The 25,222-nt window shown below is 71.5% G+C and carries 21 protein-coding genes; 5 read left to right on the top strand and 16 right to left on the bottom strand.

Going from position 1 to position 25,222, the window contains the following annotated elements:
• Nucleotides 1–222: 222 nt before the first annotated feature.
• The 6 genes from H283_RS0114415 to H283_RS25240 all read right to left on the bottom strand — a co-directional run bounded on the left by H283_RS0114415 (nt 223) and on the right by H283_RS25240 (nt 7,451).
• Nucleotides 223–3,102 carry an RNA helicase gene (locus H283_RS0114415; RefSeq protein WP_020144232.1) on the bottom strand — a complete coding sequence of 960 codons (2,880 nt, stop codon included), beginning with the start codon at nt 3,100–3,102 and terminating at the stop codon, nt 223–225.
• Complete coding sequence (locus tag H283_RS0114410; RefSeq protein WP_020144231.1) at nt 3,099–4,004, bottom strand: diacylglycerol kinase; 906 nt, start codon at nt 4,002–4,004, stop codon at nt 3,099–3,101. The genes H283_RS0114415 and H283_RS0114410 overlap by 4 nt, the downstream gene beginning before the upstream one ends.
• Nucleotides 4,005–4,013: 9 nt before the next feature.
• A complete protein-coding gene (tatC, locus tag H283_RS0114405; protein ID WP_231372287.1) occupies nt 4,014–4,820 on the bottom strand; it encodes a twin-arginine translocase subunit TatC in 807 nt (268 codons plus the stop codon).
• Between the two features lie 39 nt (nt 4,821–4,859).
• Nucleotides 4,860–5,225 carry a Sec-independent protein translocase subunit TatA gene (gene tatA, locus H283_RS26740; RefSeq protein ID WP_020144229.1) on the bottom strand — a complete coding sequence of 122 codons (366 nt, stop codon included), beginning with the start codon at nt 5,223–5,225 and terminating at the stop codon, nt 4,860–4,862.
• 205 nt (nt 5,226–5,430) lie between these two features.
• A complete protein-coding gene (locus H283_RS0114395; RefSeq protein ID WP_020144228.1) occupies nt 5,431–6,423 on the bottom strand; it encodes a YafY family protein in 993 nt (330 codons plus the stop codon).
• Nucleotides 6,420–7,451, bottom strand: coding sequence for a YafY family protein (locus tag H283_RS25240; protein WP_020144227.1), 1,032 nt, complete (start codon nt 7,449–7,451; stop codon nt 6,420–6,422). The genes H283_RS0114395 and H283_RS25240 overlap by 4 nt, the downstream gene beginning before the upstream one ends.
• 77 nt (nt 7,452–7,528) lie before the next feature.
• Here H283_RS25240 and H283_RS0114385 point away from each other — a divergent pair, with 77 nt between their 5' ends.
• On the top strand, nt 7,529–8,641 hold the full coding sequence (locus H283_RS0114385; protein ID WP_020144226.1) for a DUF3866 family protein: 1,113 nt from the start codon (nt 7,529–7,531) through the stop codon (nt 8,639–8,641).
• Nucleotides 8,642–8,729: 88 nt separating this feature from the next.
• On the opposite strand, the gene H283_RS0114380 is transcribed toward H283_RS0114385, so the two are convergent.
• From H283_RS0114380 to pafA, 3 genes are all read right to left on the bottom strand, one after another.
• Complete coding sequence (locus H283_RS0114380; protein ID WP_020144225.1) at nt 8,730–9,116, bottom strand: FKBP-type peptidyl-prolyl cis-trans isomerase; 387 nt, start codon at nt 9,114–9,116, stop codon at nt 8,730–8,732.
• Between the two features lie 55 nt (nt 9,117–9,171).
• Entirely contained in the window at nt 9,172–10,167 is a 996-nt protein-coding gene (locus H283_RS0114375) for an FKBP-type peptidyl-prolyl cis-trans isomerase (RefSeq protein WP_020144224.1), read from the bottom strand.
• A 134-nt stretch (nt 10,168–10,301) separates the two neighbouring features.
• Nucleotides 10,302–11,693, bottom strand: a complete 1,392-nt coding sequence (pafA, locus tag H283_RS0114370) for a Pup--protein ligase (protein ID WP_020144223.1) — start codon at nt 11,691–11,693, stop codon at nt 10,302–10,304.
• Between the two features lie 295 nt (nt 11,694–11,988).
• On the opposite strand from pafA, the gene H283_RS0114365 reads away from it, so the two are divergent.
• Nucleotides 11,989–13,215, top strand: a complete 1,227-nt coding sequence (locus H283_RS0114365; protein WP_020144222.1) for a hypothetical protein — start codon at nt 11,989–11,991, stop codon at nt 13,213–13,215.
• A 111-nt stretch (nt 13,216–13,326) separates the two neighbouring features.
• On the opposite strand, the gene prcA is transcribed toward H283_RS0114365, so the two are convergent.
• From prcA to H283_RS0114340, 5 genes are all read right to left on the bottom strand, one after another.
• The gene (gene prcA / locus H283_RS0114360) at nt 13,327–14,175 is read right to left on the bottom strand and encodes a proteasome subunit alpha (RefSeq protein ID WP_020144221.1); all 849 of its coding nucleotides are present in this window, start codon (nt 14,173–14,175) and stop codon (nt 13,327–13,329) included.
• Entirely contained in the window at nt 14,172–15,005 is an 834-nt protein-coding gene (prcB, locus tag H283_RS0114355) for a proteasome subunit beta (protein WP_020144220.1), read from the bottom strand. Before prcB ends, prcA begins: the two co-directional genes overlap by 4 nt.
• Nucleotides 15,002–15,208 carry a ubiquitin-like protein Pup gene (locus tag H283_RS0114350; RefSeq protein ID WP_020144219.1) on the bottom strand — a complete coding sequence of 69 codons (207 nt, stop codon included), beginning with the start codon at nt 15,206–15,208 and terminating at the stop codon, nt 15,002–15,004. Before H283_RS0114350 ends, prcB begins: the two co-directional genes overlap by 4 nt.
• Before the next feature lie 225 nt (nt 15,209–15,433).
• A complete protein-coding gene (gene dop / locus H283_RS0114345) occupies nt 15,434–16,954 on the bottom strand; it encodes a depupylase/deamidase Dop (protein ID WP_020144218.1) in 1,521 nt (506 codons plus the stop codon).
• An 89-nt stretch (nt 16,955–17,043) separates the two neighbouring features.
• Nucleotides 17,044–19,632, bottom strand: coding sequence for a lysylphosphatidylglycerol synthase transmembrane domain-containing protein (locus tag H283_RS0114340; RefSeq protein WP_020144217.1), 2,589 nt, complete (start codon nt 19,630–19,632; stop codon nt 17,044–17,046).
• 105 nt (nt 19,633–19,737) lie between these two features.
• Between H283_RS0114340 and H283_RS25235 the strand changes: the two genes are divergently transcribed.
• Genes H283_RS25235 through H283_RS0114325 form a run of 3 tightly spaced genes read left to right on the top strand, consistent with a single transcriptional unit; the run spans nt 19,738 to nt 22,161 of the window.
• Complete coding sequence (locus H283_RS25235; protein WP_020144216.1) at nt 19,738–20,736, top strand: alpha/beta hydrolase; 999 nt, start codon at nt 19,738–19,740, stop codon at nt 20,734–20,736.
• 40 nt (nt 20,737–20,776) lie between these two features.
• Nucleotides 20,777–21,766 carry a ribose-phosphate pyrophosphokinase gene (locus tag H283_RS0114330; protein WP_020144215.1) on the top strand — a complete coding sequence of 330 codons (990 nt, stop codon included), beginning with the start codon at nt 20,777–20,779 and terminating at the stop codon, nt 21,764–21,766.
• Nucleotides 21,763–22,161 (top strand): DUF3054 domain-containing protein, encoded by a 399-nt coding sequence (locus tag H283_RS0114325; protein ID WP_020144214.1) that lies wholly within the window; start codon nt 21,763–21,765, stop codon nt 22,159–22,161. The genes H283_RS0114330 and H283_RS0114325 overlap by 4 nt, the downstream gene beginning before the upstream one ends.
• Before the next feature lie 69 nt (nt 22,162–22,230).
• Here H283_RS0114325 and arc read toward each other — a convergent pair whose 3' ends face one another.
• Together arc and H283_RS0114315 are read right to left on the bottom strand one after the other, a co-directional pair.
• Entirely contained in the window at nt 22,231–23,994 is a 1,764-nt protein-coding gene (gene arc, locus H283_RS0114320) for a proteasome ATPase (protein WP_020144213.1), read from the bottom strand.
• 56 nt (nt 23,995–24,050) lie between these two features.
• Nucleotides 24,051–25,211, bottom strand: coding sequence for a tRNA (adenine-N1)-methyltransferase (locus H283_RS0114315; protein WP_020144212.1), 1,161 nt, complete (start codon nt 25,209–25,211; stop codon nt 24,051–24,053).
• Between the last annotated feature and the right edge of the window lie 11 nt (nt 25,212–25,222).

The following is a 25,222-nucleotide window of genomic DNA, read 5'->3' as shown; positions in this document are numbered from 1 at the left end:
CCTTTGGGTGGAAGTGAGCCGTTGCTTGTCAGCGACCCCCGGTCGGCAGAGACGCGACCACTTTCCAGAAACCCTGAAGAAACAGTTGCGCTCGCAATGGCGTTCCTTGCGAGCGTGTGAAGACACGAGCACCAAAAACGTCGACCGGTGCCCCAACCATAGCCGACCGGGTGCTCGCGACGACAATCGTCCGGCGGCGCTGGAGGCGAGGGCCCCAGCCCGTCAGTCGAGCCGGTCGGCCGCCACGACCCCGCGCAGGACGCCGTCACTGGCCCGACGGGCCGTCGTCGCCAGGTCCGGGTCCGCCGCGTCGGTCAGCTGACCCAGCAGGTCGATGACCTGCTTGCACCGACGCACGAAGTCACCGGCAGCGAGGTCGGTCCCCCGGAGCACGTCCTCGAGGCGCTGCCCGCTCGCCCACCGGTGCATGGCCCACGCGAGGCCACCGTCCGGCATACCCGTGCGTGGGAGCGTCAGGGCGCCCTCGGCGTCCTCGAGGTCGGACCAGATCCGGATCATCCGGTCGTACGCCTCGCGCACGTCGTCGTTGGGCCACCGCGGCGTGAGTCCGGTCTCCTCCCGGCGCGGCTCGTGCACGAGCGTCGACACGATGGCGGCGAGCGACGGCGGGTCGAGCCGGCGCCAGACCCCTTCGCGCAGCGACTCGGCGGCGAGCAGGTCCTTCTCGGTGTAGAGCTGGCGAAGGCGGTCGCCGTCAGGCGTGACCGTCTGACCGCCGACCCCGAGGTAGCCCATCTCGACGAGCAGCTCGCAGATGCGGTCGAACGTCTTGGCGACGGAGTTCGTGCGGCCGTCGATCTTGCGCTGGATGCCGTCGGTCTCGCGCCGGAGGCGCCACCAGCGCTCAGCCCAACGGGCGTGGTTCTCGCGGTCGGGGCAGCGGTGGCAGGGGTGCGCCTTCATCCGCCGACGCAGCTCGTCGACGCGGTCGTCCGTCGGGTCGCCGTCGGCCTGACGGTGACGCGGCGGCGGGTCGTGCGGCATCGTCGCGCGCAGGGTCGCCGCCAGGTCACGACGAGCCTTGGGGTTGCGGGCGTTGAACTGCTTGGGCACGCGCATCGAGCCGAGTGGCTCCAGGGGTGTCGGGACGTCGTGCAGCGTCAGCCGGCGCAGCTGGTGGTCCTCGGTGACGACGGCGGGCGACGCCGACTCCCCCTTGCCGCCGCGGTTGGGCATGACGACGACGGCCAGGCCGCTGTGACGTCCGGCGGGGATGCGCACGATGTCGCCGATCTTCAGCGACTCCAAGGAGATCGCCGCTGCCGTGCGCATCGACGCCGACCGGGCCTTGGCCCCCTCCTTCTCGACGTCGCGGATCTCGTTGCGGATCGCGGCGTACTCGGAGAAGTCGCCGAGGTGGCAGGTCATCTGCTCGGCGTAGCCGGCGAGGGCCTCCTCGTTGCGGCGCACCGTGCGGACGAAGCCCACGACGGCCCGGTCTGCCTGGAACTGGGCGAACGACGTCTCGAGGATCTCGCGGGCGCTCTCGCGGCCGAACTGGCGCACGAGGTTGACGGCCATGTTGTAGGTCGGCCGGAAGCTCGAGCGCAGCGGGTACGTGCGCGTCGACGCGAGGCCCGCGACCCCGGCGGGGTCGAGACCACGGTTCCAGAGGACGACGGCATGACCTTCGATGTCGATGCCGCGGCGACCGGCACGTCCGGTGAGCTGGGTGTACTCGGCGGGCGAGATGTCGACGTGGTTCTCGCCGTTGAACTTCACGAGCTTCTCGAGCACGACGGTCCGCGCTGGCATGTTGATGCCCAGCGCCAGGGTCTCCGTCGCGAAGACGGCCCTGACCCGGCCGGCCGTGAACAGCTCCTCGACGATCTCGCGGAACGTCGGCAGCATGCCGGCGTGGTGGGCGGCGAACCCACGCGAGAGGCCGTCGACGAAGTCCCAGTAGCCGAGCACCGACAGGTCCTCCTCGGCGAGGCCCTGGATGCGCTCCTCGACGAGGCGACGGTTCGCCTCACCCTCCGACTCGGGGATGAGGCGCATGCCGCTCGACAGCAGCTGCCCGACGGCGCCGTCGCAACCTGCGCGGCTGAAGATGAAGGTGATCGCCGGCAGCAGGCCCTCGCGCTCGAGGCGCTCGATGACCTCCGCGCGGGTCGCCCCGCCACCGGGACGACCACCACGGGCGAAGCCGCGTCCGCCGTCGCCGCCGCCGGGCCCGCGTCCGGCCGGCGCGTCGGCGCCACGACGGCCCCGCCCGGCCCAGTCGTCCCGTCCGCCGCGTCCGCCGCCCCCGGACCCGCCGCGCGCGCCCTTGCCGCGCGGACGGCCCTTGTCGCGGCCTCCGCGCGAGCTGACCCAGTGCGAGTCCCACGCACCCCGACCCTCGGTGCCGCGGATGGCGTGGACGAGGTCGGGGTTGACGCTCACCGAGTAGCGCCCCGGTGCGGCCACGAAGTGCTCGTCGTCCTCGCGGCCGTCGCGCTCCTCGACGAAGAGGTCGAAGAGCGTCTGGCCGACCATCATGTGCTGCCACAGCGGCACCGGACGGTGCTCCGAGACGATGACCTCGGTGTCGCCGCGCACCTCCCCGAGCCACGCGCCGAACTCCTCGGCGTTGCTCACCGTCGCCGACAGTGACACGACGCTGACGTCCGGGGGCAGGTGGATGATGACCTCCTCCCACACCGCCCCGCGGAAACGGTCGGCGAGGTAGTGGACCTCGTCCATGACGACCCAGCCGAGCCCGCGCAGGGTCGTCGACCCCGCGTACATCATGTTGCGCAGGACCTCGGTCGTCATGACGACGATCGGGGCCTCGCCGTTGATGGAGGCGTCACCGGTCAGCAGGCCGACCCGGTCGGCGCCGTGGACGCGCACGAGGTCGGTGTACTTCTGGTTGGACAGGGCCTTGATCGGGGTCGTGTAGAACGCCTTGCGCCCCGTCGCGAGGGCCAGGTGCACCGCGAACTCGCCGACGATCGTCTTGCCGGCTCCCGTGGGTGCCGCCACGAGGACGCCGCGGCCCTCCTCGACCGCCCGACAGGCCTCGGTCTGGAAGTCGTCGAGCGGGAAGTCGAGACGGGCGGCGAACTCCGCGAGCTTCGGCCACGTGGCGATCACGCAGGCACCTCCATCGGGGTCACGACGTGCAGGGCACCGGGCACGACCTCGGCGTCGATCGGTAGGTCGGCGAACGTCTCGCCATCGGCCTGTGAGTGGATACCGCTCGCCTCCAAGCGAACTCGCCGGGCGCGATGGATCTCGACGGCCGGGTGGGTGGTGTGCGTTCCGGAGTAGACCTTGGGGAAGACCCGGAGGAACGACGGGATCGACAGCGCGTGGACGATCATGACGTCGAAGAGACCGTCGGTGACGTCGGCGTCGGGACACACGCGCATGCCCCCGCCGAAGGAGGTCGTGTTGGCGACGGCGACGAGCATCGCCCGCGTCTCGAGCCGGCGCCCGTCGAGCTCGACGGCATACGGGATGGGACGGAAGACGGGGAGCTCACGCAGCACTGCCAGGTTGTAGCGCATCTGCCCCCGCGGCCACGTCATGCGCTGGGCGCGAGCGTTGACGACGGCGTCGAAACCGGCGCCGAGGACCCCGCCGAACCACTTCTCGCCGGCCACGCCGTGGCTGACCCGACCGAGGTCGATGTCGCGCGTGCGTCCTTCGGCGAGCAGTGCGACGGCAGCCCGGGCGTCACGCACCGGCAGGCCGAGGTTGCGGGCGAAGTCGTTGCCCGTCCCGGCCGCCACGACGGCGAGACGCGACGGTGTGCCCGCACAGAGGTTGACCCCGAGGTGGACCATGCCATCACCCCCGACGACGACCACCGTGTCGACGCCGTCGGCGACGGCCTCGCGGGCCCGCATGCGGGCCTGCTGGTAGTCGCTGCCCGACACGTCGACGACGTCATGACCTGCCGCGTGGAGCAGCCTGCGCGTCTCCTCGCCCATCGCTCGGCCGACGCCCTTTCCCGACGTGGGGTTGACGATCAGGGCGACACGCTGGGACACACCCGAACGCTACAGGGCAGAGGCCTGGTCGTCGGGGACGTCCAGCCAGTCGGGCTTGTGCTCCGCCTTGCGCCGGTCGAGCAGGAAGGCGATGCCGACCGAGGCGAAGTAGAGCAGCACCATGGGACTGGCGAGGAAGAGCATGGTGTACGCGTCGGGCGTCGGGGTCATGATCGCCGCGAAGACGAGGATGATCATGACGGCCGGCCGCCAACCCTTGAGCATCGCCTGCGCCGGCAGGATGCCGACGAGGTTGAGCGCCACGAGGAACACCGGGAGCAGGAACGCGCAGCCGAAGGCGACGATGAACTTGAGGACGAAGTTGAGGTACTGCGACCCGTCCTGGAGGTTGTAGGCGCCCTCCGGCGTGAAGCCGAGCAGGACCGCGACGGCCTTGGGCACCATGATGAACGCGAAGAAGCACCCGGCGAGGAAGAGCGGCACCGCGGCGACGACGAAGAGCCGCGCGATGAGCTTCTCCTTCTTCGTCAGTCCCGGGACGATGAAGCCCCAGATCTGGAAGAGCCACACCGGCGACGCGAGGATGAGCCCGACGAAGAGCGACGTCGTCAGCTGGAGCGCGAACGCGTCCGTCATGCCGGCGAAGTTGATGTTGACGACGCCCTCGCGACCGGCCTGCAGCTCACGCAGCGGCTTGGTCAGCGCGTTGATGACCTGGTTGTAGTAGATCCAGCCGACGACGCCGCCGATGATGATGGCGATGGCGCTGATGGTGATGCGGTTGCGCAGCTCACGGAGGTGATCGCCGAGCGACATCCGCCCCTCGGGGTCGCGCTGGCGTCGCAGTGACGGCATTCAGGGAGCTCCGTGTGATGGGTTCGGGATCCGACCCACTCAGAACGTCGTGTCGCGGCGGACGTCGTCGGTGCCCGACGTCGGCGTCGTCGTGGGGCTCGGGGCCGCGGCACGGAGGCGGTCGGCCTCGGCGCGGGCCTCGGCGGCGCGACGCTCGGCATCGGCGAGACGGGCCTCGGCGGCACGGCGCTCTGCCTCGGCGTCCACGACGTCACCCGGCACGGTCGTCTGCGACGCGTCGCTCGGGACGGGCTTGCCGTCCTTCTTCAGCTCGTCGACCTCGGACTTGAAGACCCGGGCGGAGCGGCCGAGGCTGCGGGCCATGTCGGGGAGCTTCTTCCAGCCGAACAGGGCGATGAGCACGACCGCGATGATGATGAGTTCGGGGGCACCCAGGTTGGGCATGGTTACGTCTCCTCGTCGAAAGCCGGTCCGGATCCGAACCGTCATGGTGCAGCCTCGGTGCTGCAGGTGTCCAGCATACGTGCGCCCGGTGAACCTGGACCGTGCGGCGCCAGTGAGAACGGCCAACTGACCGCCATGTGGGCACCTGTGGTCACCTGGTGGACACCTCTTGCACAGCCCCGACGCCGTCGGCGCGTCGAAGTGGTCAGCCGTTCGGGCCGTAGGCGGCCAGCGCGGACCGGGCCTCGACGGCCACGGCGTCGACGAGCTCGGGCGGCTCGAGCACCCGGGCCTCACCCGCGAGACGCAGCACGAGCCGTCGCACGAGCGCGGGGTCGGCCACCTTGAGCGTGACCCGGAGCGACCCGTCGGGGCCGCGCTCCACGCCTTCGTTCGGGTAGTAGTCGGCGATCCACGCCGCCCACCGGCTGGCCTCGATGACGACGGTGACGTCGTTCTCGCCCGGGACGAAGACGTCGTCGAGGTCGCGCGGACGGGCGTCCGCGGGCGGCGTGCCGTCGACGTCGAGCACCGCGGCGTCCTCGATGCGGTCGAGCCGGAAGAGCCGGACGTCCTCGGCGCGGTGGCAGTAGCCCTCGACGTACCACTGGGCGTCGAGGTTGAGGATCCGCATGATGTCGACGTCACGCTCGGTCGACTCGTCACGCGTCGCGACGTAGTAGCGCAGGTGGACCCGACGACCGCGGGCGAAGGCGTCCTTGAGGGTCGCCATGGCCGGGTGCTGGCTCCCGTCGTCGAGGTCGAGGTCGATCCGGCCGGTGGGCTCGCCGACGGTCGTCGCGGCCGCGGCGCGGATCTTCTCGAGGGTGCGCTCGGCGACGTCGGAGCCGACGAGCGTCGATCCCAGGGCCTGCAGGCCGGCGGTCAGGGTGACGGCCTCGTCACGCGTCAGGCGCATCGGAGCGGCGATGTCGTCGGCGTTGTCGAGGTAGATGTGGCCGCTGTCCCACTGCGCGTCGATGAGCTCGGCATGGCCGTAGCCGGGGGTCCCGCACACGAAGAGCAGCTCAAGGTCCTCGACGACCTGGTGCTCGTCGACCCCGAACTCCTGCGCCGCCTCGGCGATCGAGACGCCCCGGTGCTGGAGCAGCCACGGCACCATGTCGAGCAGCCGTCCCAGGCGCTGCGTGGCCGTCTCGGGCACCCGGCGTGCCGGCGTGCGTCGGGTGGCGCTCATGCGTGCTCCTCCGTCCGCACCTGCACGTCATCGGACTGCCCCGCCAGCCCTGCCGGCCCCGCCTGCGCGTCCAGCACGGCCCGCAGCGCGGACCTCACCCCGGCGACGAGCTCGGGTGGCGAGACGGCGACGGCGTGCGTGCCGAGGGCGACGACGTCGCGCTCGGTCGTGCCGCGGCGGTAGGGCACCTCGATCTCGGCCCACCGCTCGTCGACCTCGGTCGTGCGCTGGGCGTGCCGGCGCAGGGTGTGGCCCCTCCCGTGCCGCACCCGCACGACAGCGGTGCCCTCGGGCTCGGGCAGCTGCGCCTCGAGGGCCACCTCGGGCACGTGGTCGGACGGGACGGCATACGAACCTGCCCGTCCCTTGCGACGCACGGTGCCCTCGAAGCGGCTCAGGCGGAAGGCGCGCTCGTCGCCGCGGTCGACGTCGAAGCCGGTGAGGTACCAGCGTCCGTGCCAGTTCTTCAGCGCCCACGGCTGCACGTGGCGGGTCGTGAGCTCGCCGTCGTTCTTGCGGTAGTCGAAGGTGATGGGCTGCAGGGCCGACACCGCGGCGTGGACGGCCTCGAAGGCCGGCTCCTTGGTGCGGATGCGCGGCTCGGCACCCGCGGCCACGGACTCGTCGATCTCGACGCCCGAGAGGCGCAGCTTGCGCAGGCCTGCGGACGCGGCGCCGGAGATGCTCGCGGTGGACCACGCGCGCGCGGCCAGCGCCAGGGCGGCGACCTCGTCGGCCTCGAAGCTGATCGCCGGCAGCGTGGTCTCGCTCGCGTCGATGCGGTAGCCGACCTCGTCGTCGAAGAGGACGTCGAGGACCGTCGTCGTGATGGGGATGCCCATCTCGCGCAGCTCGTCCTTGTCCCGCTCGAACATCCGGTCGAAGGCCTCGTCGGAGGTCGCGGCGGCGTAGGCCGGCAGCGACTCGCGGATCTTCTGCTTCGAGACCGGTCGCCGCGCGGACTTCAGCGCGAGGATGAGGTTGAGCAGCCGTTCGGTCTTGTCGGCCGAGGCAGACGCAGGGCTCATCGAGACCTTCCTGAAGGGGCGCGGCGCGTGGGGGCAGTCCGACGCTACCCGAACATGCGATCGAATAGGGTCACCCCATGATCCAGTGGCGCCGGGGTGTCGTGGTCGAGGTGCGCTCCCGCTGGGCGCGCGCGGTCGAGTATGCCGTCCGGCTTCCGTCTGGTGACGTCGTCCGGGCGCTCGGCTACGTCGACGTCGTCGGCGACCTCACCCCCGGGACCGCCGTGCTGCTCAACACGACCGCCCTCGAGCGAGGGCTGGGTACCGGCGGCCTGGCCATCGTCGTCGCCGCGCCCGACGCGCTCCCCCGTCCCGTCGACGACGTCACGGCCGTGCCGGGCCACGTCGTCAAGGCGCGCTACACGCCCTCCCAGACGATGGTCCTCGGCGTCGACGAGCAGGACAGCGAGCACCACGCGGTGCTCGCCGATGCCGACGACGTCGCCGGCCTTCCCGTCGTCGTGGCCGACCTCCACTCGGCCCTTCCCGCGGTGCTCGCCGGGATGCGGGACGCCGCCCCCTCCCTGCGGATCGCCTACGTCATGACCGACGGCGGCGCGTTGCCCATCGACTTCTCCCGGACGGTGGCCGGCCTGCGCGAGGCCGGCTGGCTCGAGGCTGCGATCACGGTCGGGCAGGCCTTCGGCGGCGACCTCGAGGCGGTCAACGTCCACACCGGCCTGCTGGCCGCGCACCACGTCGTCGGGGCCGACGTCGTCGTCGTCTCGCAGGGGCCCGGCAACCTCGGCACCGGCACGCGGTGGGGCTTCTCCGGCACCTCGGCGGGCGAGGCCGTCAACGCTGCGGGGACCCTCGGCGGCCGCCCCGTCTGCTCCCTGCGGATCTCGGAGGCCGACCCACGCGAGCGGCACCGCGGGGTCTCCCACCACAGCCTCACGGCATACGGCCGCGTGGCGCTCGTGCCCGGCGACGTGCCGGTGCCGCTGCTTGCCGGCGAGGTGGGCGTGCGGGTGCTCGAGCAGGCTCAGGCCCTGTGCGCCGCGAGTCGGGGACGGCTGACGCTCCGTGAGGTGGCGACCGACGGGCTCGACGCGGCGCTGCGCGACACGCCGGTGCCCCTGCGCACGATGGGGCGCGGGTACGACGACGACCGCGCCGGATTCCTCGGCGCGGCCGTCGCGGGGCGGTATGCCGCCCGATTGGTTCGGGGCGCGTCACACCTGGACTGACGAGCGACGGGAGCGCAGCGAGCGAGTCGAGGAGCGACGGCGGGAGGTCAGGTGGCTCGCCGAACCCGGCGAGCCACCTGGGCCGCGACTATCTGACGTCGTCGAGGTCGACGACGAAGATCAGCGTCTCACCGGGCTTGATGGCAGCGCCCGCGCCACGCTCGCCGTAGGCGAGGTGGGCCGGGATCGTCAGCTTGCGCCGACCGCCGACCTTCATGCCCTCGATGCCCTTGTCCCAGCCGGGGATGACCATGCCGACGCCGAGACGGAAGTCGAGGGCGCTGCCGCGGTTCCACGACGAGTCGAACTCCTCGCCCGTCGAGTGCGCGACGCCGACGTAGTGGGCGCTGACCGTGTCACCGGCCTTCGCCTCGCGGCCGTCACCCTCGATGAGGTCCTCGACGACGAGGTCGGCGGGCGCGTCGCCCTCCGGGAAGTCGATCTCGGGCTTCGTGCGGTTCGGGTCGAGTGCCATGCTGCGTGTTCCCTTTCGTTCGTGAACTCGGTCGGTGGTGCGGTGGGTGCCTCGGTCAGTACGCGTCGAGGATGTCGACGACGAAGACGAGCGTGTCGGTGCCGGAGATCTTGGGCGCGCTGCCGGCCTTGCCGTAGCCGTCTGCCGGGGGGATGACGAGCAGCACGCGGCTACCCACCTTCTTGCCCACGAGCGTCTTGTCCCAACCGGGGATGACGCCGCCGACGCCGATCGGGAAGTCCGCTGCCGCGCCACGCTGCCACGAGGAGTCGAAGACGCTGCCGTCCTTCCAGAGGACGCCGTGGTACTGGGCGCTGATGGTCTGGCCCTTCTGGACCGTCGCGCCGGTGCCCTGGATGAGCGTGGCCTGCTGCGTCGTCGTCGGGGCGGCCGTCTTGGGCACCGTGACGGTCGGCTCCTTGGTCGGGCCGTTCTTGAACTCGACGGTGGGCAGGCCCGCCGGTGCGGCCGTCTGGGTCCCGTCGACCTGCGTCAGGGGCGTGTGGACGTCCTCGATGTCGGCGACGACGACGATGGTGTCGGTGCCCTTGACGCCGAGCTGGTCGTTGCCGGCGGTGCCGAAGCCCTTCTCGGGCGGGATCGTGAAGGCGATCCGGCCGCCCTTGGTGGCGCCGACGAGGCCCTCGGTGAAGCCCGCGACGATGTCGGTGCGGCCGAGGCGGTAGGCCTCCGCGGAGCGACCGGCGGCGTAACCGTCGTCGATGAGCTTGCCGCTCGTGCCGTTGTAGATCTGGGCGCGCAGGCGCACGGTGTCGGCCTTGGTCGCGGCCTTGCCGGTGCCCGGCGTCAGGACCTTGTGCTCGACGGCCTTCGAGCTGATCGGCGTCGCACCGAGGGTGACCTTGGGTGCCGTCTTGAGGTCGACGGCGCCGGTCGCGGTGACGCCCTTGAGGGCGGCCGAGGCCGCGACGGTCGTCGTGGCGGAGCCGGAGGAGCCGGACGAGCCGGACCCGCACGCGGCGAGGGTGGTCAGGCCGAGGGCAGCGATCAGGGCAACGGCCGTGCGAGCGGCCGGACGGTTGGGACGCACAGGGGAAGACTTTCGGTCGGGGCGGGCGGGCGTGGAGGTCCCGCAGGGCAAATCCCAGCCACTGTAACGCTCACCCTTGTGCGCGCTTCACAGCGCACTGACAGGTCCGCACAGGTCCGGCCGGCACCTCCGGGTCAGAGCGGGCGCTGGATCGTGGGCGACCGGTCGATGGTCTCCATGAGGCGCTCGACCCGCTCGTCCACCGAGCGGAACGGGTCCTTGCACAGCACGGTGCGCTGCGCCTGGTCGTTGAGCTTGAGGTGCACCCAGTCGACCGTGAAGTCCCGGCCGTGGGCCTGCGCGGCGCGGATGAAGTCGCCGCGCAGCTTGGCCCGGGTCGTCTGCGGCGGGCGCACCTTGGCCTCGAAGACCTCGACGTCGGAGGAGACGCGGGCCGTCCGCCCGTGGCGCTGGAGCAGGTAGAAGAGGCCGCGCCGCCGGTTGATGTCGTGGTAGGCGAGGTCGATCTGCTGGATCCGGGCGTCGGTGAGCGCGAGCCCGTGCTTCGCGCGGTAGCGCTCGATGAGGCGGTACTTGATGACCCAGTCGATCTCGGTCTCGATCGCGTCGAGGTCACCCGACCCGATCGCGTCGAGGGCCCGGCCCCACAGGTCGATGACCTGCTTCGTGTCGGGGCTGTCCATCCCCTCGCGGTCGACGAACTCGATGGCCTTGTCGAGGTACTCGCGCTGCATGTCGAGGGCCGACAGCTCGCGGCCGTTGGCGAGCCGGACGGTGGCCCGTCCCGTCGGGTCGTGGCTCATCGTGCGGATCGCTCGGATGGGGTTCTCCATGGAGAGGTCGCGCATGACCACGCCCGACTCGATCATCCGCAGGACGAGGTCGGCGCTGCCCACCTTGAGCAGGTTGGTCGTCTCGGACATGTTGGAGTCGCCGACGATGACGTGCAGGCGGCGGTACTTCTCGGCGTCGGCGTGCGGCTCGTCGCGGGTGTTGATGATGGGCCGGCTGCGGGTCGTCGCCGACGACACGCCCTCCCAGATGTGGTCGGCGCGCTGGCTCACGGCGAAGCTCGCGCCGTGGGCGGTGGCCACGACCTTGCCCGCCCCGCAGATGATCTGGCGACTGATGAGGAACGGGATGAACATGTCGGAGACGCGCTGGAAGTCCCCGGAGCGCCCGTAGAGGTAGTTCTCGTGGCAGCCGTAGGAGTTGCCGGCGGAGTCGGTGTTGTTCTTGAAGACGAAGATCTCGCCCTCGACGCCGTCGTCTCGCAGCCTGCCCTGGGCGTCCTCGACGAGGCCCTCGAGGATGCGCTCCCCCGCCTTGTCCTGGATGACGAGCTCGCGCACGGAGTCGCACTCGGCCGTGGCGTACTCCGGGTGGGACCCCACGTCGAGGTAGAGCCGGGCGCCGTTGCCGAGGAAGACGTTGCTCGACCGGCCCCAGGCGACGACACGGCGGAAGAGGTAGCGGGCGACCTCGTCCGGAGTCAGGCGCCGTTGGCCCTGCGTCGTGCAGGTGACGCCGTACTCGTTCTCGATCCCGAAGATCCGCCGCTCCATGAACCAACTCTAGGCGGCGGGTCCCGTGGCCGTCGGGCACGACCACGCATCGGCGCGGCTGGCCGCGCGCGCCCGGGTGCGAACAGACGTGCGGGCGCTCGTGCTCGGGACCCCGGCCGACCCTCCAGGACTCCTCCCGGGGGTCGCGCGTCCGCTCCGTGTCTCGGTGTCGCGACGATCGTCCGGCACGGTGTCCCACAGGCCGACGTCTGTGATAGTCAGTCTCGTGTGGCTGTCACAATGGCCGCTGTCCCCTCTTGCCGTACCCCTCCACGATCCCCTGCATTGGACGGAAATGATCGACAGACCGCACTTCAAGTTCTCCCGCCGCGGCTACGAGCCCGAAGAGGTTGACTCCTTCATCGAGTCGCAGAACCGCACCCTGCAGGCGGCCAAGAAGGATGCCGCCGAGCGGAGCGTCGAACTGACCAAGCTCAACGCGGCCCTCACCGACCTGCGGGGACAGCTGGGGCAGCAGTCGCGGGTCATGGCCGACCTCAAGAAGAACAGCTCGCCCGCCCCCGCCCAGACGTTCGCCGACCTCGGTGAGCGCATCGCCCAGATCCTGTCGCTCGCCGACCAGGAGGCCGGTGAGATGCGCACGCGCGCCAACGGCGAGGCCGACGAGATCCGCGAGCGTGCCAACCGTGCCGCCGCCGAGCTCAAGGCCACGACCGCGACGTACGCCGAGCAGGCCCGCGCCCGCGCCGACGAGGAAGCCGTCCGCATCATCGCGCAGGCCAACCGCGAGGCCCAGGCCATCGTGGCCGAGGCCCAGAGCGTCACCGCAGCCCAGCGCCAGGAGGCCGCGGCGGAGTACGAGTCGCACCGCCTCAAGGCCTCCACCGCCTCCGCCGAGCTCGAGGTCAAGCTCGCCGCGCGCCGCGAGTCGGCCGACGCCGAGTTCGAGGCTCGTCGCCAGCAGCAGGAGGCCGCGCTCAACGAGAGCGAGTCGCGCCTGCGTCAGCTGACCGAGCGCGCCGAGCACGACGCGCACGAGATGCGCGCCAAGGCCGAGCGCCTGCTCGAGAACGCCCAGGCCCAGTCCGACCAGATCGTGTCCGAGGCGCGCGACCACGCCTCGCGCCTGCGCGAGGAGTCCGACCGCGAGCTCGCCGCGGCCACGGCCCAGCGCGACAGCATCACCGCGCAGCTCGGCAACGTCCGTCAGATGCTCGCCACCCTCGGTGGCGGCGCTCTCATGGACACGCTCGGTGCCCCTGACAAGCCGGCGCAGCCGCCCCAGGTGGCCGACGTCCAGCAGCCCGTCCCGGCCGTCCAGGAGGCATCTGCCGCCGACGACGAGAGCGCTGAGCAGGCCTCACCCGAGACCGTCTCGCCCGATGCCGAGCAGGCCCAGCAGGCCGACGAGGACGTTCAGCCGGCGGCCGAGGCAGACGTCGAGCAGGACGACGAGGAGCAGGACGACACCGAGGGCGAGAGCCCGTCGTACGGCTCGGACCAGTCGTCCTACTACCAGCGCAGCGCCTCGAGCGACCGGGTCGGCGCCAACCGCCGCTGACGCACCGTCGTCGCCCCGGATCCGGGGTCACGGCACCGCGCGACACGAAGGCCGCCCACCATCTCGGTGGGCGGCCTTCGTCGTGTGCACCGCGGCGCGGTGCCCTGGTCGTCAGGCGGGTGGTGTCGCAGCTCCGGGACCGTCCACGGATCCGCCCGCGCTCGCCGGACCGCCTTCTCCTGCAGCGGGCTCCGCGTCATCTGCGCCGGCGGCCGCCTCGGTGGGTGCGGGTGCCTCGGTGGGTGCGGGTGCCTCAGTGGGCGCGGGCGTCTCCCCCAGCAGCCGCGTCAGCAACGGGCCGACGATGCGTCGGAACGAGCGCCGGGGACGGTCGCGGTCGAGCACCGCCACCTCGAGCTGGCCCTCGTCGAGGGCACGGCGCTCGCCGTTCTCGCCGGCGCCGAGCACGTCGACGGCCAGTCGCAGGACCTCGGCCAGGGTCATGCCCGGCCGCCAGCCGGTGCCGAGACGCTCCTCGGCGGCGTCGCTGGCGCCACCCATGGCCACGAAGCCCTGCTCGTCGGCGACCGACCCGTCGTAGGTGAGCCGGAAGATCTGGTCGGTGTCGCTGTCGACCCCGACCTCGGCCACGACGATCTCGATCTCGAACGGCTTTGACTCCTGGGTGAACACTGCGCCGAGCGTCTGGGCGTACGTGTTGGCGAGGGCCCGCGCCGTGACGTCGGTGCGGTCGTAGGAGTAGCCGCGCAGGTCGGCATACCGGATGCCGGCGACCCGCAGGCTCTCGAACTCGTTGTAGCGACCGACCGCCGCGAAGGCGATGCGGTCGTAGATCTCGGACACCTTGTGCAGGGCCCGCGACGGGTTCTCGGCGACGAAGGCGATGCCGCGGTCGTAGCCGACCACGATGACCGAGCGTCCACGCGCGATCCCCTTGCGCGCGAAGTCGGCCCGGTCCTTCATGACCTGCTCGGGCGGGACGTAGAACGGCATGCTCATCGGGCACCTCCCGGGTTGCCGCGACGGGCGGCCACGACACGCTGCACGTGCTCCTCGAGGACGTCGGCTGCCACGAATCGGGCGCCGGAGTGGTCGACCACGGCGACGGTCGGCCAGATCTGGCGGCCGAGGTCGGGGCCACCGGTGGCGGAGTCGTCGTCGGCGGCGTCGTAGAGCGCCTCGATGGCCACCGACACGGCCTGCTGCTCCTCGAGGCCCGGTCGCCACAGCTTCTTGAGGGCGCCGCGGGCGAAGACGGAGCCCGACCCGGTCGAGTGGTGACCGCCCTCGATGTAGCAGCCGCCCGTGACGTCGTAGGAGTAGATCCGCCCGGTGGCCGACTCGAGGTCGAAGCCGGCATACGTCGGGACGACGGTGAGGCCCTGCATGGCGAGGGAGAGGTTGCCCCGGATCATCGAGGCGAGGCGGTTGGCCTTGCCCTCGAGCGACATGATGGCGCCCTCGATCTTCTCGTAGTGCTCGAGCTCGACCTGGTAGAGCCGGACGAGCTCGATCGCGATCCCGGCCGTGCCGGCGATCCCGACGACGCTGTAGTCGTCGGCGGCGAAGACCTTCTCCATGTCCCGGTTGGCGATGACGTTGCCCATGGTGGCGCGACGGTCGCCGGCCATGACGACGCCTCCGTCGAAGAGCAGGGAGACGATGGTCGTGCCGTGCGGCGCCTCGATGCTCGCCCCTGACGGCAGGCGCCGACCCGACGGGAGCAGCTCAGGACGGTAGGCGGAGACGAACTCGCTGAACGACGAGGAGCCCGCGCTGAGGAAGGCGTCGTCGAGCCGGCGAGGCCGCCCCGTGGACCACTGGGTCACTGGCCGCCCTTCTGCACGAAACCGCGGACGAACTCCTCGGCGTTCGACTCCAGGACACCGTCGATCTCGTCGAGGACGCTGTCGATGTCGTCGGAGAGGCCCTCCTTGACGGCAGCGCCGGCGGGCGCCGTCGGCGGTGCCTCCGGTGTCTCCGACGGCTCCTCGTCACGACGCTGCGGCTTGACGTGCTCCTGACCCGGCATGGCTACCTCCCAGACGTGGACGACCTCGTCCCCCGACCCTAACCCGTGTGCACCCCGCGGTCCGAGCACCCACCGCCGACGGTGGACGCGCCTCTCCCCCGGCGCTGCTCACGACGGCACCGGGAACCGACGGCCCGCGCCGCGTTGCGTCCACCGACGCGGTCGGCAGCCACGCTGCGGGGCGGCCCGAGGACACACCGGGGCACACCGGGCGCCCTGGGCTCCCTACTCGGGCGTGGCCAGGCCGCGGAGCAGCTCTCCCACGTCGGCGCTCTGCTCGAGCAGCGTGCCGACCTGCGCCCGGGTGCCGCGCTCCGGCTCGAGGATGGGGACCCGCTGCAGACTGGCGCGACCGGGCACGTCGAAGACGACCGAGTCCCAGCTGGCCGAGAAGACCTGGCCGGTGAAGCGACGGACGCACTCGCCGCGGAACCACGCGCGCGTGTCCTCCGGTGGGGTCGTCTGGGCCGCCTTGACCTCCTCGGGCGTCACGAGGTCACGGAGCAGCCCGCGGTCGCGCAGGCGGTGGACGAGCCCCTTCTCGGGGCGCACGTCGGCCCACTGGATGTCGATGGCCGCGAGGCGGTGGTCGTCCCACGCGAGGCCGTCACGAGCCCGGTAGCCCTCGAGGAGCTGCAGCTTGGCGACCCAGTCGAGCAGGGGTGCACAGGACATGACGTCGCGCCCGAGACCGGTGAGGACCTCCTCCCACAGGCCCATGACCTCGGCGGTCGCCTCGGCCTCCGGGTCGTCGCCGCGCCGGTCGAGCCAGGCGCGGGCGGCCTCGAGGTACATCCACTGGACGTCGAGCGCCGTCATCCTGCGTCCGTCGACGAGCTCGAGGGCGGCGGTGAGCGTCGGGTCGTGCGAGACGCTCTGGAGGGCGGCGACCGGTCGGCGCACCGACCAGTCCTCGGTGAGATGGCCGTCCTCGATCATCCCGAGCACGAGCGAGGTCGTGCCGGTCTTGAGCAGGGTCGCGACGTCGAGGTGGTTCGCGTCGCCGATGATGACGTGCAGGCGCCGGTAGCGGTCGGCCACGGCGTGGGGCTCGTCGCGGGTGTTGATGATCGGGCGCTTGAGGGTCGTCTCGAGGCCGACCTCGGTCTCGAAGAAGTCTGCGCGCTGGGAGATCTGGTAGCCCGCTCCCCTGCTGTCGACGCCGATCCCGACACGCCCCGCACCGCAGACGACCTGACGCGTCACGAAGAACGGGATGAGGTGTCGCACGATCTCGGGGAAGGGGGTGCGCCGCGGCATGAGGTAGTTCTCGTGCGTGCCGTAGGACTGGCCCTTGCCGTCGGCGTTGTTCTTGTAGAGGTTGACCGGTGGCTGCCCGGGACGGGCGGCGAGCAGGCGCACCGACTCGAGCGCGATCGCGTCGCCCGCCCGGTCCCAGGTCACGGCGCCGCGGGGCAGGGTGACCTCGGGCGAGCTGTACTCGGGGTGGGCGTGGTCGACGTAGTAGCGGGCGCCGTTGGTCAGCACGACGTTGGCGAGCGTCGGGTCCTCGATGTCGGTCAGCTGGCTCGGGTCGGCGGTCTGCCGGTCGAGCTGCCACCCGCGTGCGTCGCGCAGCGGGTCCTCGAAGGCGTAGTCCCAGCTCGACTGGTTGGACCGGATCCCCTGCGCGGCGGCGTACACGCTGATGACCTGGCCCGACAGGAACATCGGGTTGGCCATCGGGTCGCCGGGCACGGAGATGCCGTACTCGGTCTCGAGCCCCATGATCCGCCGCACCGTCATGGCCCGACGATAACCGTCCCGTCCGCGCGAGCCACGTCCGGTCTCGTCCGGTCTCGTCCCGACCGAGCGCGTATGCCGTCCGGCCGGGGCTAGATGGCCCCGACCTTCTGCAGCCGGTTGAGCGAGAACCACCCGAACGGGATCGGCAGCCAGTAGGTGGCGAGCCGGTAGAGCAGGACGGACGAGACGGCGGTGCCGCTGTCGACGCCGATGGAGATGAGCCCGAAGGACATCGCGGCCTCGATGCCGCCCAGGCCACCGGGCGTCGGGACGGCCGAGCCGACGATGGCGCCCGCGAAGTAGACGACGGCGATCGCTGCGACGGGTGCGTCGGCACCGAAGGCCCTCGTGGCGCACACGAGCGCGGCGACGAACGACATGTCGAGCAGGAGCGCACCGCCGAGCAGCTGGGTGAGCTTGGCCGGGTGCTGGAGGACGGCGAGGACCTGCGGGACGGCCGACTTGACCTGCGGGAGCACGCGGTCGGTGAGCAGCGCCCGGACCTTCGGCAGCGCGAGCAGCCCGAGGGCGAGGATGACGACGACGAGGATCGCCGCGACGAGCACCGGGGACGGGCTGAACGAGACCGCCGGGCCGGTGCCGGCCAGGACGCCAGAGATGACGAGCAGGACGAAGTACGAGCAGAACTGGGCCACCTGCGCGACGCCGACGCTGGCGCCGGCGATCGTCGGCGACAGGCCGGAGGTCTGCAGGTAGCGAGTGTTCAGCGCGATGTTGCCGACGGCGGCCGGGGCCACGAGGCCGCTGAACGCCACGGCGAGCTGCGTCATGTAGGTCCGGATGAACCTCAGGTGGATCTGGACCGCGCCGGCCAGCGCGATGGAGGCACCGGCGAAGGTGGCCGCCGCGAAGAGGAGCAGGAGGGCGGCCCAGCGCCAGTCGGCCGTGCTGACGACCTGGCCGATGTCGACCTGGGCCAGCTGCGTCAGGAGCAGGTAGCCGGCGATGCCTCCACCGAGCAGGGTGACGACGCCGCGCGCCGAGATGCGACGCAGCTGGACGGGCTCGACGGCCTCGGCCTTGGGGCGGAGGGCGACGAGCCGCTCGCGCAGCTCGCCCATGACCGACTTGGACTCCTTGAGCGCCACACGCGCGTCGGGACTCAGCGCGACCGGCTGGAGCACGGGAACGGCGCGCAGGACGGCGTCCTCGCCGAGGGCTGCGACGGCCGAGTCGACGGTCCGCTCGGGGCCGACGGCCAGCGCCACGGTCGTGAGCAGCTGGGCGAGGTCGATGCGCAGGCTGATGTCGTCGGCCGCGACGTCCCCGCTGCCGAGCCGGGACAGGGCGACGCGCCCGTGGTCGTCGACGAGGATCGTCGACGGTCCGAGCTGCCGGTGCACGATGCGACGTCGGTGCAAGGTGGCGGCCAGCCGCCAGATCGCCGCGAGCCGGGCGTCGTCGAGGTCACCGTCGACCTCGGTGAGCGGGGTGCCCTGCGGCTCGTCGTAGGCGATGACCGCAGAGAAGGGACCGACCTCGGTCACGGCGACCGGCCGAGGAGCGCGGACGCCCGCGTCGTGCAGGGCCAGCCCCATCAGGGTCCGGTGCTCGATCTCGGAGCGCAAGGTCAGCGCGGGCGGTCTGGTGAAGCCGCTCCGCAGCCTCAGCACGCGCAGCAGGCGCCGACCGGAGGCGAGCCCGAAGGTGTCGCGGTCGATGACGTGGACGTCCAGCGTCCCGTCGTGGGTGGTGCCGATGTAGCGGCGGTCCCCGGCGTCGTTGGCGTCGATGAGCTCGAGGCGCGTCAGGGGCACACCGCCCGAGACGAGCACCGCGGCCACCTCGACCCCGGGTGGGCGGGTGGAGGTCACGCCGAAGGCGAGGCGGAAGGCGAGGCCGACGATCCATCCGAGCAGGAGCGAGCTGACGAGGGCCGCGAGGGTCATGGCTCCCGAGAGCAGGGTCGTCACGAGGGTCGCGATGACGACGATCGTCGCGATCGGCGAGATCCACTTGCGGCCGGAGATGTCGGCGACGGTCAGCAGCGCGACCATCGAGACGATGACGATGTCGAGCGGACCGGTGCGGCCCGTCGGGGTGGGCCGGGTCAGCACGTCGGTGACGAAACCGCCGTTGCCCGAGTGGACGAGCACGGCGAGCACGATGACGAGGACGCCGCCGACGACGGCGGCACCGAGCGCCTGGATGAGCTGCATGGGGCGGCGGCGCACGAGCAGGTCCGCGCCCACGCCGATCGGCAGGAGCAGGACGCCGATGCCGCTCATCCACCCGAGCAGCGTGAGCAGCAGCCGGGGAAGCCCGCTCGTCGCATCGGTCAGGTCCTGCTCGACCGCACCACGGGTGCCCGAGGCGACGTCGGCCACGACGAGACCGAGCACGAGGAAGACGACCGCCGCAGCCAGGCGGACGCCGTCGACGGGACGACGCACGCGTTCCGGGATGGGCGGCTCGATGACCTCCACGCCGGGCGGGCCGCCGTCACCGGTGGTGGTTCGGGCTCCGGCATCGGCTCCGGCCTCGGTGTCCGGAATCTCCGTCGTCGCATCGGAGCGCTGCTCACGCTCCTCGGTCTGGTCCTGCTCGTGCTCCGCCGTCCGGCGCATGGTCTCCCCCGTGGTGTCGTCCGCTGCCTCGGCGGGTCGGGAGACGGCCCCGTCCGTGGGGGGCTGCGTCCTCTCCGAGTCGCCGGGCATGGGCCAATCCTGCCTGAGGCACGGCCGGAATGGCCGCAGCGTCGCCGGGCGGGCGTCAGCGCGCCCGGTGCGACGACGATCAGGAACCGGTGCGAGACTGACGCCGTGACGGTCACCGACTCGTGGGACATGCCTCTGCGCACCAAGCTGCTCGCCCGCGTGCTGAGCCGCACGCGCGACGGGTCCCGGATGCTCTCCGACGACGAGATCGCCCGCAGCAGAGCGTGGTTCGCGCCTGCGCGGCTGCCCTTCACGTGGGTCACGGGTCCCGTACCCGCCGGGGTCGAGATCGCGGGGACGAGCTTCGCCGCACGGGACGGCCACTCCGTCGACGTGCGCACCTACCGTCCGAGGGACGCCGCAGGCGAGGCCCTACCCGCCATGCTGTGGTTCCACGGAGGCGGCTGGGTGCTCGGCAACACGCGGGGATACGACCCGATCTGCGCCTGGATCGCCGACCGCGCCCGAGTGACCGTGCTCAACGTCGACTACCGCCTCGCCCCGGAGCACCGGGCACCCCAGGCCGCCCACGACTGCATCGACGCGGCCCGCTGGGCCGCCTCCGACGCCGCGGGTGACGGCATCCGGCACACCGGTCTCGGCCTCGCGGGCGACTCGGCCGGCGGCAACCTCGCGGCCGTGGCCGCCCAGGTGCTGCGTTCCGAGGGTGGTGCCGACGTGGCCTACGAGGCCCTCGTCTACCCGGCCGTCGACGCGACGATGAGCTCGCCGTCGGTGGCCCAGCACTCGGCCGCGCCGATCCTCACCCGCAGCGACATGGACGCGTTCCTCGCGCACTACCTCGGCGACGGTGACGACGCCCTCGACCCGCTCGACCCGCTCGTGTCACCGCTGCACGCCGACGACCTCACAGGGCTGCCTGCGACCCTCGTCCAGACGGCCGACCTCGACCCGCTCCGCGACGAGGGGACGGCGTACGCCGAGGCCCTCCGCGCCGCCGGGGTCGAGGTGCAGCACACCAACTACGCTCGCGTCCCGCACGGCTTCATGAGCTTTCCCGGGGCCACCCGGGTCGGCGGCGCCGCTCGCGCGGAGCTCGCCCTGTGGGTCGCCCGGCACGCGCGACCGGGAACGGTCGGATAGTCTGCGAACGCACGCGAGTCTCGTGAGGGATGGTCTCGAAGTGAACGATGTCGTCGTGTTCAGCGGCTCGGCGCACCCCGCCCTGGCCGACCGGATCTGCTCCCATCTCGGGGTGACCCGGTCCCCCGTCGACATCAAACGGTTCAGCAACGACTGCCTGCAGGCGCAGCTGCTCGCCAACTGCCGCCAGCGCGACGTCTACATCGTCCAGCCGCTCGTGCCGCCGACGCAGGAGCACCTCATGGAGCTGCTCCTCATGATCGACGCGGCGCGCGGCGCCTCGGCGGCCCAGATCACGGCGGTCATGCCGCACTACGCCTACGCCCGCTCCGACAAGAAGGACGCCTCGCGCATCTCCCTCGGCGGACGGCTCGTGGCCGACATGATCTCGACGGCCGGCTGCCACCGGGTCCTGACCATGGCCCTCCACGCGCCCCAGGTGCACGGCTTCTTCTCGACGCCCGTCGACCACCTGACGGCGATCGGGGTCCTCGCCGACCACTTCCGCGACAACGACCTCGAGGGCTCGATCGTCGTCAGCCCCGATCTCGGCAACGCCAAGGTCGCGACCCAGTTCGCCCGCCTGCTCGGGCTGCCCGTCGCTGCCGGCTCGAAGCAGCGGGTGGCCGACGACCGCGTCGTCATCGACTCGATCGTCGGCGACGTCTCGGGTCGCCGGGCGATCATCCTCGACGACGAGATCGCGACCGGTGGCTCGATGCTCGAGCTGATGGACCGCCTCAAGGACGCCGGCGCGACCGAGGCCGCCATCGTCTGCACCCACGGCCTCTTTGCCGGCAAGGCCGTCGAGCGGCTGCGTGACCACCCCTTCGTCACCGAGGTCGTCACGACCGACACCGTCCCTGCTCCGGACGGCTGGCCCGAGCTCAAGGTGCGGTCGGTGTCGGCACTCTTCGCCGAGGCGATCAGCCGGATCCACCACGGCCGCTCGGTGAGCTCGCTCTTCGAGGGCGTGGACCCCACCCACGCGCCGCCGCAGGCCAGGCTCCCCTTCGACACGCCCTCATGAGCCGACCCGTCTGGTGGCGACGCCCCGCGATCGCCTTGCTCCTCGACGTCGTGCTCGTCCTCGTCTTCGCCGCGGTCGGTCGGGCGAGCCACGACGAGTCGAGCCCGGCGCTCGGTGTCCTGTCGACGGCCTGGCCCTTCCTCGTCGGGACCGGCCTCGGCTGGCTCGTCGTGCGGGTCGTGCGCCGGTCATGGCCGCTCGACGTCGCCCCCGGCGTGACCGTCTGGTTCGCGACCGTCCTCGTCGGCATGCTGCTGCGGCGCGCGGTCGGGTCGGGCACGGCCCTCAGCTTCGTCGTGGTCGCGTCGGTCGTGCTGGCGCTCTTCCTGCTCGGCTGGCGGGCCCTCGGGGCGTATGCCGTCCGTCGCGTCGAGCGCATCGCACCGACACCCTGACGGCAGACGCACGGCGCCCACCCGACCCCGTGGGTTCGAGTGGGCGCCTGCCGTCCCGGTGCGATCCGTTCAGAGGTACTGGCCGGTGTTGGCGGTGGCGATGGACCGGCCGGGCTCGGTGCCGTCCTTGCCCTTGAGCAGCGTGCGGATGTAGACGATCCGCTCGCCCTTCTTGCCGCTGATCCGTGCCCAGTCGTCGGGGTTGGTCGTGTTGGGCAGGTCCTCGTTCTCCTTGAACTCGTCGACACAGCTGTTGAGCAGGTGCTCGACGCGGATGCCCTTCTGGCCGGTCGTCAGGAAGTCCTTGATCGCGAGCTTCTTGGCCCGGTCGACGATGTTCTGGATCATCGCGCCCGAGTTGAAGTCCTTGAAGTAGAGGATCTCCTTGTCGCCGCCCTGGTACGTCACCTCGAGGAAGCGGTTCTCCTCCATCTCGGAGTACATCCGCTCGACGGCCGCCGTGATCATCGCCTCCACGGTCGCGTCTCGGTCACCGCCGTTGACGGCCAGGTCGTGCTCGTGCAGCGGCAGCGTGTCGACGAGGTACTTGCTGAAGATGTCGCGCGCGCTCTCGGCGTCGGGCCGCTCGATCTTGATCTTGGCGTCGAGACGGCCGGGTCGCAGGATGGCCGGGTCGATCATGTCCTCGCGGTTGGAGGCCCCGATGACGATGACGTTGTCGAGGCGCTCGACGCCGTCGATCTCGGCGAGCAGCTGCGGCACGATCGTCGTCTCGACGTCGCTGGACACGCCGGAGCCGCGGGTGCGGAAGAGCGAGTCCATCTCGTCGAAGAAGACGACGACGGGCGTGCCGTCGGAGGCCTTCTCGCGGGCGCGCTGGAAGATGAGCCTGATGTGGCGCTCGGTCTCGCCGACGTACTTGTTGAGCAGCTCGGGGCCCTTGATGTTGAGGAAGTAGCTCTTCTCCGTCTGCTTGCCGGTGCGTGCGGCGACCTGGCGGGCGAGGGACGCGGCGACCGCCTTGGCGATGAGCGTCTTGCCACAGCCGGGCGGTCCGTAGAGCAGCACGCCCTTCGGCGGCTTGAGCGCGTGCTCCTTGTAGAGCTCGGGATGCAGGAACGGCAGCTCGACGGCGTCGCGGATCTGCTCGATCTGGCCGGCGAGGCCACCGATGTCCTCGTACTCGACGTCGGGCACCTCCTCGAGGACGAGCTCCTCGACCTCGAGCTTGGGCACGACCTCGTGGACGAAGTTGGACCTCGGGTCGAGGGTGAGGGAGTCGCCGACGCGGAAGTGCTCGCCGAGCAGGGGCGTCGCGATGCGGCACACGCGCTCCTCGTCGCCGTGCGTGACGACCACGACACGGTCGTCGTCGAGGCGCTCCTTGACCGTGACGACCTCGCCGACGCGCTCGTAGCCGTGGACGGAGACCACGTTGAGGGCCTCGTTGAGCATGACCTCACGGCCGAGGCCGAGCTCCTGCTGGTCGACGGACGGGCTGATCGCGACACGCATCTTGCGACCGCCGGTGATGATGTCGATCGAGCCGTCCTCCGGAGGGTCGATGACGAGACCGTAGGTGCTCGGCGGCTGGGCGAGGCGGTCGACCTCCTTCTTCAGCGTGACGATCTGCTCGCGGGCGTCCTTGAGCGTGCGCACGAGGCGCTCGTTCTGGGACGACAGCGTCGACAGGCTCGTCTGGACGTGGGCGAGCCGCGCCTCGAGCTCACGGGTGCGCTGCGGAGAGTGTCGTGCCACCTCACGCAGCGAATCGACCTCGGCACGCAGGGCTGCGAGCTCGCGGTCCCCCGCTCCGGGGACTCCGGCGCCGGCGGCACCGTGGGGGTCTGGGTTGCGGACGTCATCAGACATCTCGGCCTCCTCAATCCGTCACTCGCACATAGTGACGATTCGACCCTAACCCCGTCTCAGCCGTTGTCGTCGGACGTTTCAGCCAGTGATCGGCGGACGCGTCGGATCGTCTTGTCGCTCTTGACCCGCTCACCGAGCGCCTCGGGCGTCCAGGCGTCCGCCGGGATGTCCGTCGACGCCGTGGAGCCGGCGACGGGCGTGGCAGCACCCGACGGCCCGTCCGGGCTGTCGAGTGACGCCGTGCCGGCGTCACCCGCGTCACCGTAGGCGCCCTTGGCCGGGCGACGCTTGCGCTCGGGCGGGACGACGCCGGGAGCGAGGCGACGGGTCGTGATGAGGAAGCCGGTGTGCCCGTGCATCCGGTGCTGGGGACGCACGGCGAGCCCCTCGAGGTGCCAGCCGCGCACGAGCGACTCCCACGCGGAGGGCTCGGTGAAGCCGCCGTGGGCGCGGATGCCCTCGGCCACCCGGCTCAGCTGGGTCGTCGTGGCGACGTAGCAGATGAGCACGCCACCGGGGATGAGCGCGTCGGAGACGGCGTCGAGGCACTCCCAGGGCGCGAGCATGTCGAGCACGACCCGGTCGACGGTCCCCGCCTCGGCGACGGACGGGAGCGTCTCGACGAGGTCTCCGACCGTGACGGTCCAGGCCGGGTGGTCGCCCCCGAAGAAGGCCCGCCCGTTGCCGCGGGCGATCTCGGCGAAGTCCTCGCGACGCTCGAACGACAGCAGGCGGCCCCGCTCACCGATGGCACGCAGGAGCGACATCGACAGCGCCCCGCTGCCGACGCCCGCCTCGACGACCGTCGCCCCCGGGAAGATGTCGGCCATCTGGACGATCTGGCCCGAGTCCTTCGGGTAGACGACCGCCGCGCCGCGCGGCATCGACATGACGTAGTCGCTGAGCAGCGGCCGCAGCGCGAGGTACTCGACACCGGCGGTGTTCGTCACGACGGAGCCGTCGTGGGAGCCGATGAGGTCGTCGTGGCGCAGGAATCCGCGGTGGGTGTGGAACTCGCGCCCGGGCTCGAGCGTGATCGTGTGCAGACGGCCCTTCGGGTCGGTCAGCTGGATGCGCTCCCCCACCTCGAAGACGCCGCGACGGTCGTGCGCGCCGGGGACGTGCGACCGCTCCGGACCCGGGCTCGTGTCGGGCTCGCCGTCGGGCGTGGCGTGCTCGGCGTCGGGCTGCTCGGCGTCGGTCGTGGGAGCGGTCATGGGAGCACAGT

Origin of the sequence: Terracoccus sp. 273MFTsu3.1, from assembly GCF_000383675.1 — a bacterium.
GTDB lineage: Bacteria > Actinomycetota > Actinomycetes > Actinomycetales > Dermatophilaceae > Terrabacter.
The sequence above is the reverse complement of the archived record's forward strand: the minus strand, read 5'-3'. Positions and strand labels throughout refer to the sequence as shown.